The organism is Streptomyces sp. NPDC127092 (genome assembly GCF_042722475.1).
Classification (GTDB): Bacteria; Actinomycetota; Actinomycetes; order Streptomycetales; family Streptomycetaceae; genus Streptomyces.
Window position 1 is genome coordinate 950 of sequence record NZ_JBHXFE010000297.1, and the last position, 309, is coordinate 1258.

General features: G+C 64.7%; 1 protein-coding gene. It reads right to left on the reverse strand.

The features are described 5' to 3' along the window. Window positions 1-54 precede the first annotated feature (54 nt). A partial coding sequence (locus ACFWJO_RS39845; protein ID WP_386873203.1) for an SDR family NAD(P)-dependent oxidoreductase occupies window positions 55-309 on the reverse strand: 255 nt, incomplete at its 5' end.

Here is a 309-nt window from a genome sequence, read left to right on the forward strand (position 1 = left end):
CCTCCATCGGGCCGGGCGCCACCAACCTCGTCACCGGCGCCGCCCTCGCCACCGTCAACCGCCTGCCCGGCGAAGGAGGATGGTGTTCTCCATCGTCTTCTTGAACTGGTGGTGCATCAGCGGGTTCGCGGTCATCGGTTTGGTCATGTCGGTTTCGATGAAGCCGGGCTGGATGACGTTCACTCGGATGCCCCAGTCGGAGAGCGTGTACGCGGCCGAGCGGGACAGCCCTTCGAGGGCCCATTTTGAGGCGCTGTAGGCGGCGGAGAAGGTGCCTGTGATGCCAGCGACGGAGCCGATGTTGATGAT